This window comes from Streptomyces olindensis (genome assembly GCF_040645895.1).
Classification (GTDB): Bacteria; Actinomycetota; Actinomycetes; order Streptomycetales; family Streptomycetaceae; genus Streptomyces; species Streptomyces olindensis.
The window spans coordinates 1-6,831 of record NZ_JBEYZD010000145.1 but is presented as its reverse complement, the minus strand read 5'-3'; the positions used below and the strand labels follow the sequence as shown (position 1 = coordinate 6,831).

8 protein-coding genes are annotated in these 6,831 nt (G+C 72.8%); 4 read left to right on the top strand and 4 right to left on the bottom strand.

Annotated elements, in window-relative coordinates:
• Together ABZ948_RS40475 and ABZ948_RS40470 are read left to right on the top strand one after the other, a co-directional pair.
• Nucleotides 1-151, top strand: a 151-nt coding sequence (locus ABZ948_RS40475) for a DUF6507 family protein (protein ID WP_359768132.1), incomplete at its 5' end; no start/stop codon positions are given.
• Nucleotides 152-249: 98 nt separating this feature from the next.
• Nucleotides 250-2,010 carry an AfsR/SARP family transcriptional regulator gene (locus tag ABZ948_RS40470; RefSeq protein WP_359768130.1) on the top strand — a complete coding sequence of 587 codons (1,761 nt, stop codon included), beginning with the start codon at nucleotides 250-252 and terminating at the stop codon, nucleotides 2,008-2,010.
• On the opposite strand, the gene ABZ948_RS40465 is transcribed toward ABZ948_RS40470, so the two are convergent.
• Both ABZ948_RS40465 and ABZ948_RS40460 read right to left on the bottom strand, forming a co-directional pair.
• Nucleotides 1,949-2,830 carry a 4'-phosphopantetheinyl transferase family protein gene (locus tag ABZ948_RS40465; RefSeq protein WP_359768129.1) on the bottom strand — a complete coding sequence of 294 codons (882 nt, stop codon included), beginning with the start codon at nucleotides 2,828-2,830 and terminating at the stop codon, nucleotides 1,949-1,951. The genes ABZ948_RS40470 and ABZ948_RS40465 overlap by 62 nt on opposite strands.
• Nucleotides 2,831-2,866: 36 nt before the next feature.
• Nucleotides 2,867-3,790 carry a TauD/TfdA family dioxygenase gene (locus ABZ948_RS40460; RefSeq protein ID WP_359768131.1) on the bottom strand — a complete coding sequence of 308 codons (924 nt, stop codon included), beginning with the start codon at nucleotides 3,788-3,790 and terminating at the stop codon, nucleotides 2,867-2,869.
• A 254-nt stretch (nucleotides 3,791-4,044) separates the two neighbouring features.
• Here ABZ948_RS40460 and ABZ948_RS40455 point away from each other — a divergent pair, with 254 nt between their 5' ends.
• Nucleotides 4,045-4,608 (top strand): flavin reductase family protein, encoded by a 564-nt coding sequence (locus tag ABZ948_RS40455; protein WP_359768128.1) that lies wholly within the window; start codon nucleotides 4,045-4,047, stop codon nucleotides 4,606-4,608.
• A gap of 259 nt (nucleotides 4,609-4,867) precedes the next feature.
• Here ABZ948_RS40455 and ABZ948_RS40450 read toward each other — a convergent pair whose 3' ends face one another.
• Complete coding sequence (locus ABZ948_RS40450; RefSeq protein WP_359768127.1) at nucleotides 4,868-5,986, bottom strand: LuxR C-terminal-related transcriptional regulator; 1,119 nt, start codon at nucleotides 5,984-5,986, stop codon at nucleotides 4,868-4,870.
• Nucleotides 5,987-6,120: 134 nt separating this feature from the next.
• On the bottom strand, nucleotides 6,121-6,342 hold the full coding sequence (locus tag ABZ948_RS40445) for a hypothetical protein (protein WP_359768126.1): 222 nt from the start codon (nucleotides 6,340-6,342) through the stop codon (nucleotides 6,121-6,123).
• A 409-nt stretch (nucleotides 6,343-6,751) separates the two neighbouring features.
• Between ABZ948_RS40445 and ABZ948_RS40440 the strand changes: the two genes are divergently transcribed.
• The coding region (locus ABZ948_RS40440) for an MbtH family NRPS accessory protein (protein ID WP_189320364.1) at nucleotides 6,752-6,831 on the top strand (80 nt) is incomplete at its 3' end.

Here is a 6,831-nt window from a genome sequence, read left to right as displayed (position 1 = left end):
GGGCGCGGTGGATGCGACCACGGCGTATCTGAACGGTGATGAGGAGATGGCGGCGGAGGCGCAGCGCAAGACGTTGCAGGCTCCGGTGGTGGATCCTCCTGGGCGGGTCACGGGCAAAAGCTCGCAGGGACCTGCCACCGCAGCCTCCTGACAAGGCGAAAGCCACCATCCGGGCCCCCGCGATTCCAGACTGGAGCGGCAGAGGCAGCCGAACAGGGGGATGTCATGGAGTTCCGAATTCTCGGTCCGGTGGAAGCCCGCAGAGACGACGAGCCGGTCGTCCTGTCGGGAACCAAGATCAAGACCGTGCTCGCGGCCTTGCTGCTGGCCAGGGGGCGCGTGGTCTCCGACACGCGGTTGAGTCATCTGTTGTGGGGGTGGAGCCCGCCGGCCACGGTGAGCGCGCAGATCTACACGTACATCTCGCGGTTGCGGATGCAGCTCGGCGACGGCGTGCGGATCGTCCGCCAGCTGCCCGGCTACACGCTGGACACCGCGAACTCCCAGGTGGACTTCCTGGAGTTCGAGCGGCTGGCCCGACTCGGTGCCGAGGTCTACGACACGGGCGACCTGGAGCGGGCCGACGCCCACCTGCGGGGCGCCCTCGAGCTGTGGCGGGGAACCGCCCTGTCGAATGTCACGGAGCTGCTGGCGGACGCCGAACTCCCCAGGCTGGAGGAGGCCCGGGCCACCGCCACCGAGCTGCGGATCGAGGTGGACCTGGCGCTCGGGCGGCACCGGCAACTGGTGCCCGAACTGACCTCGCTCGTCGCCGAGTTCCCGGTGCGGGAGCGGATGCGGGCCCAGCTGATGAAGGCCCTGTACCTGTGCGGCCGGCAGGCCGACGCGCTCATCGCGTACCACGAGGGGCGCCGGGTGCTCGCCGAGGAGCTGGGCGTGACCCCGGGCGCCGAGCTGGCCGAGGTCTACCAGGCGGTGCTGGCGGGGGAGCCGGTCACGGAGCCGGCCGCGCCGGTCGCCGCCGCCCGGGCGGTGACACCGGCGATGCTCCCGCCGGACATCCCCGACTTCACCGGCCGCGAGGCCGAACTGGCGGAACTGCGCCGGCTGCTGCCGCCGAGCGGACAGCGCACCTGGCACGCCCGCCGGTTCCTGCTGACGGGGATGCCGGGGAGCGGCAAGACGGCCCTCGCGGTGCGCGCGGCCAACGAGTGCCTGGGGGCCTTTCCCGACGGGCAGTTGTACGTGAACCTGCGCCACCGGGACGGTTCGCCCCGCACCCCGAGGGACGTACTGGTCGGTCTGCTGCGGGCACTCGGGGAGCCGGTGGGCGCGGCCGAACCGGACCTGGACGAGCTGATCCGGCTGTACCGGACCCGCACGGCCCGGCGCCGGCTGCTGATCCTCCTGGACAACGCCGTCAGCGAGCTGCAGTTGTCCGGGCTGCTGCCCGGGGCCCCGGAGCCCGCCGTGCTGATCACCAGCCAGACCGCCCTGGGCCCGATCGGCGGACTGCACACCATGGTGCTGCCCCCGCTGAGCACCGACGAGACCCTGCGGATGCTGTCCGCGGCGGTGGACCCGATGCGCATCGAGGCCGAGCCCGAGGCCGCGCGGGAGATCGCCCGGCACTGCGCCGGGCTCCCGCTCGCGGTGCGCATCGTGGCGACCCGGCTGGCCGGCCGGCCGCGTTCCTCGCTGCGGCGCCTCGCGGACCGGCTGGCGGACCCGCACAGCCGGCTCCAGGAGTTGCAGGTGCGAGGGTTGTCGGTGCCGCGCAGCCTGGAGATGTCGCTGCGCCGGCTGCGCGACGAGGACCGCGAGTTGCTTCTGCTGCTGTCGGGGCTGGAGCGCGACGAGTTCTCGGCCCGCTCGGCCGCCCGCTGTCTCGGGCTCACGGTCGCCGAGGTGGAGGAGGGGCTGGAGTCACTGGTCGACGAGGGGCTGCTGGGCTTCTCGGACGAGCCGGGCGAGCCGGTGTACCAGCTCAACAGTCTGCTGCGGCTGTGCGCCGGGACCGGGCGTTTCCGGCAGGAGCGGGCGGCCTGAGAGCCGCGGTGCCGGAGCGCTCGCGGGAGTGCGGAAGGGCGTCAGCCCGACGCCCCGGAGGGGACGGGGCCGCGGTGAAGGCGGCGGTGGCCGGATCGACGAGCAGGACCGGTCCGCTGCTCTCGGGTTCCCGGGCCAGTGCCCCGTAGGTGCCGGGCCCGAGCGGGAGGTCGTGCACGAGCCACCACCGCGGTCCGAGTGACTCGGTGTGCCGGACCGGGACGGGGCCGGGGAGGTGCGGGGCGACCTCCACGGTCGCCAGGTCCGCCACGACGCCGACGCCGACGGCCTTGACCACGGCCTCCTTGCGGGTCCACGCGCGGTAGTAGGCGGCGACACGCGCCGCCTCGTCCGGCAGGCCCGTCAGGTGGCGCAGTTCGGCCGGGGACATGAAGGCGGGGGTGGTGAGCCAGAGGTCGGCGTGCGGCCGCGCGACCTCCAGGTCCACGCCGACCGGCCGTTCCGCGGTGACCGCGAGCAGCCAGTGCGCCCCGGAGCGGGACAGGTTGAAGTCGAGTCCCGTACGGGGCAGGACCACGCGTGGCCGGCCGTGGGTCCGGTCCGGGCAGCGCGGACAGGGCCGGCGGCCCAGCCGCAGTTCCCGGGGATCGGCGCCGAGGTAGCCGGCGAGGATCCGCCGGACCGCGACGTGGGCGTGGGCGTAGTGGGCGCCGATCGGGGCGGGCCGGCGGGCGGCGGCCGCGCGTTCCTCCGCCGAGAGCACGGCGAAGGCCGCCGGATCGTCATGGTCGGGCGCCCGGCCCCGCCAGACGTGGACGGCGTCGGTCTCGCGCAGGCTCCGGTACGAGGCATCGTGCATGATCGGGCTCCATCGTGGTCGGGGCGTGGTGGGGCATCAGTCCGACATGGCGACGCGGACGCGGCGCGTTCCGGTGAAGGGGCGGCGGCCGTGGGCGAGAGCCACGTTGTCGAGGAGCAGCAGATCGCCCCGGTCCCACGGGACGTCCACCGCGGCGACGGCGCCCGACTCGCAGATCTGGTTCACCTCGTCCCTGGAGATCGGGGAGCCGTCGGCGAACGTGACGTTCCAGGGCAGCCGGTCCACCGACAGGACCCGGGACAGGGCTTCGCCCGGGCCGCAGCCGGCCGGGTGCCAGCGGTGGACCTGGTTGAACCACACGTCGGTGCCCGTGACCGCGTGCGTGACCACGGAGGGACGTACCCACGAGACGTGGATGCCGCCGTCGGGGGTCCAGTGCCACTCGGTCCCGGTCCCGTCGAGGAAGACCTCGACCTCCTCGCGGCAGGTCGTGGCGAAGGCGTCCTGCCAGCTCGCCCCGAGGCCCGAACCGTCGTGCAGGTAGCGGACGTAGCGGACGCCGCGGGAGAACCGTTCGCGCAGGTCGAGGGCGAGGGAGGCGAGCCAGCGCGCGCCGTCCACCACCGTGGTGGCGCCGCCGGAGGCGGGGGCCGTGTGGCAGAACAGCGCGATCCGCGAGGGCCAGGCGTGCGTACAGCTCATCTCGTTGTACGGGCGGACCGCGATGTGGGGCTGTTCCCGCGAGACCGTCCAGACGTCGTCGGTGTTCCGTTCGTGCGTGGCGGGGCGCGGAGCCAGCCCGGACCGGTTCGGCAGGATCCGGTCGAGTACGTCGTCGAGGGTCCCCGAGGTGATGTCGAAGCCCCGGAAGACGAGGGCCTTCTCCTCGGTGAGGAGCCGGCTCAGCGTCTCCGGGCCCATGGCGTCCAGGCGTTCGATCAGTTCCTCCGGGCCGCCGACGCCCTCCGGATCGATGTCCAGAGGTGTCCAGGGCTCCATGATCGCCACAGCGGCCTCTCTCGGGAATCTCGACGGACGGCCGGCGGAGCGGGGCCCCGGCGGCCTGCGGCAGGTCACCCATCGAAGGACCGCCCTCTACGGGGTTCCTATGGCGGGGGGCCGCTGCCGGTCCCGGCACACGCCGGAACCGATGGTCTCGCGTCCGGGCGGGGGCCGGGTGTAGCTGTCGTGTAGAGGCCACGGGGAGCGTGGGCCGTCGACGTGACGTCCGCCCCCTGCCCTGTGAGGTACGCGTGAACTCGACCGCCGCCGCCCTCCGCTTCGACCGGAGCCGTTTCCGGGATGTGCTCGGCCGGTTCTGTACGGGGGTGACGATCATCTCCGCCGTCCACGAGGGGGAACCGGTCGGCTTCGCCTGCCAGTCCTTCGCCTCGCTGTCGTTGGATCCGCCGCTGGTGTCCGTCGCGGTGGCCGAGACGTCGGCGACCGGGCACCGGATCGAGCGGGCGGGCGCGTTCTGCGCGACGGTGCTGCGCGCGGACCAGGCCGAGCTGTGCCGGAGGTTCGGCCGCAGCGGTGCGGACAAGTTCGCCGGGGTGGCGTGGAGCCCGGCCGAGGTGACCGGGTCCCCCCGCATCGGTGGCGGCCTGGCCTGGGTGGACTGCCGGGTCGAGGGCGTGGTGCCCGCCGGGGACCACCGGATCGTGGTCGGCCGGGTGGTGGACCTGGACGTGCCCGAGGAGGGCGAGGACGCCGCTCCGCTGCTGTACTACCGGGGTTCGTTCCTCGGTCCGGCACCGCTCGGGGCCCCGGCGCCGGTCCGCGGTGTCGCGCCGGCCCGTCGCCGCGAGGTGTGACCGGGGGCGGTGAAGGGTCCCCGCGCCCCGGTCCGTCCGGCGCCGCGACGGCCCGACGCCGGGCGGGCATCCCAACGGGCCGTCGCCGGGCGGGCGGCCCGACGGGCCGTTGCCGGGCGGGGACCCCGACGGGCCGTTGCCGGGCGGGCATCCCGACGGGCTGACGCCGGGCGGGGACCCCGACGGGCCGTTGCCGGATGGGCGGCCCGGCGGGCCGTCGCCGGGCGGGGATCCCAACGAGCCGTCGCCCCAGGGTGGTTCACCGGTCGGCCAGCCGGCGGCCGGCCGGCTCCGGGCGCGGGAGAACCGCCGTGGTGGGCGGTGCCGGATCCAGCGCGCCGGAGTGGCCGGCGTCCGGGTCCCCGTCGGCGCCCGGCACCTCGTCGAGCCAGCCGAGGCGGGCCGCGCGCAGCCCGGCCTGGAACCGGCTCTTGGCGCCGAGACGCCCCATCAGGTCGGCGGTGATCCGTCGTCCGGTGCGGACCGACACCCCGAGCTTGCGCGCCACGCCCTCGTCGGTGAAGCCCTCCCCGAGGAGACGCAGGACGGCCTTCTCCTGACTGGTCAGTCCCTTGTCGTCCGTGCTGGTCCGCTGCTTGCGGGCGCTGGTGATGGGCGCCGCCCGTTCCCACACCAGCCGGAACAGCTCGGACAGGCCCGCGAGGACGCCCCTGCCGCGGAAGAGGAGGGCTCCGTCCCCGCTGTTGTCGGGGTCCATGGGCAGGATGGCGGCCTCACCGTCGAAGATGATCATGCGGGCGGGCAGCCACGCCACGGTCCGGACGTCGTTGCCCGTCTCCACCAGCCAGCGGGCGTGTTCGACGGTGGCCGGGTCGTTGTAGATGCTGTCCAGGTAGATGGTGCGCACCGTCACTCCGCGGTCGCGGAGGGACTCGGTGAGCGGACGGCTGGCCTCGCGGTTGTCCGAGGTCTGGTGCCCGCCGGGGGCGAAGGCGACCAGGCTGCGCTGGCAGCCGAGGGTGAGTTCGCCGATGCGGTCGCGGATCTGGTCCAGCCCCTCCAGCTGCTCGACCTCGTTGTGCCGGCGGCGGCTGCGGGTGGCGGCGAACTCCTCGGAAATGCGGGCCACTTCCACCCGGGTCTCGGCTATCTGGCGCTCCCGGGCCAGCAGCGCGGATTCCTGCCGGGCCAACAGGGCCTGGAGGGCGACATCCGGGCTGATCGCGTGCACGCGGCCGGGCGTCTCCCAGGAAGGCCGGATCAGGCCCAGCCGTACGCATTCGTCCAGGGCGCCGCGTACGACCTCTGCCGGGCGGCCGACCAACGCGGTCAGTTCCTCGACCGATCCGCATGAATTCAGCAGCGAGGCCCGGTAAACCTCTGTTGCTTCCGTGCTTAATCCTATGGGCTCAAGCACGCTCAACACCCCCGTCTCAGGAAACCCCCGAAGTCCTTCAACGGCGGCAGAGTAACACGAGTCACACGGGAACAAGATCGCCCCGCCCGGTGCCCCGGAGCGGGGTGATCTCGTTCGTCAGAATCCGGAAAGGGTCATTCCGTGGAGTCCGCCGGAAGGCTCTGCCAGCCGGGCTCGTTCGGCACGTCCTGCCATCCCGGCTCGCCGAGCACGTCGGTGACGGTCTCGCCGATGCCCGCCACCGGCGACTGCCAACCCGGCTCCTCCGCCGAAGCGGTGCCCGCGGTCAGCGGCACGAGTGCCAGCGCGATCGCGATGGTGGTGACGGCGGAGAGCTTCTGGAATGCGGACTTCATTAATGAACTCCAAATTCTTCCGTATGTGGATCGCCGAACGGTTCCCGTATGTGCCGCGTTCACCTCGCCCCGGAGGCGCATCGCGTTTGCACGAGAAGATTCTTGCTTCGAGCCTCGGCGCTCCACCAGAAGAAAGGCTGTCAGCCTGCTGCGGTGGCAGCGAACTGACAGTGGCCGCGCACCGGGATCGGCCCGGGAATGCCGCTACTGCCAGCGGGAACAGAAAGCGGAATCCTCACGTCCCGGTCGGCCGGCTCGGGCGGAACTTTGCGTTCCCCCATAACCGCCCGGCGGCCCTGGCAGGTTGTGGCCAGGTGATCCGCACAATGCCATTGCCATAGGAATGTTGTAGGCCGGCATCCGAGGGTCGTTCCGACCGCAGTTCCGCCCGCTTTTGTGAGGTGTCATCGTGGCCAATCCGTTCGAGAACGACGAGGCGTCGTACTTCGTGCTCGTCAACGACGAGGGCCAGCACTCGCTGTGGCCGGC

Coding starts and splice junctions, on each gene's coding strand:
- ABZ948_RS40460 (WP_359768131.1), bottom strand. CDS start 3,790: ATGGAGCCCTGGACACCTCTGGACATCGATCCGGAGGGCGTCGGCGGC.
- ABZ948_RS40445 (WP_359768126.1), bottom strand. CDS start 6,342: ATGAAGTCCGCATTCCAGAAGCTCTCCGCCGTCACCACCATCGCGATC.
- ABZ948_RS40465 (WP_359768129.1), bottom strand. CDS start 2,830: ATGCACGATGCCTCGTACCGGAGCCTGCGCGAGACCGACGCCGTCCAC.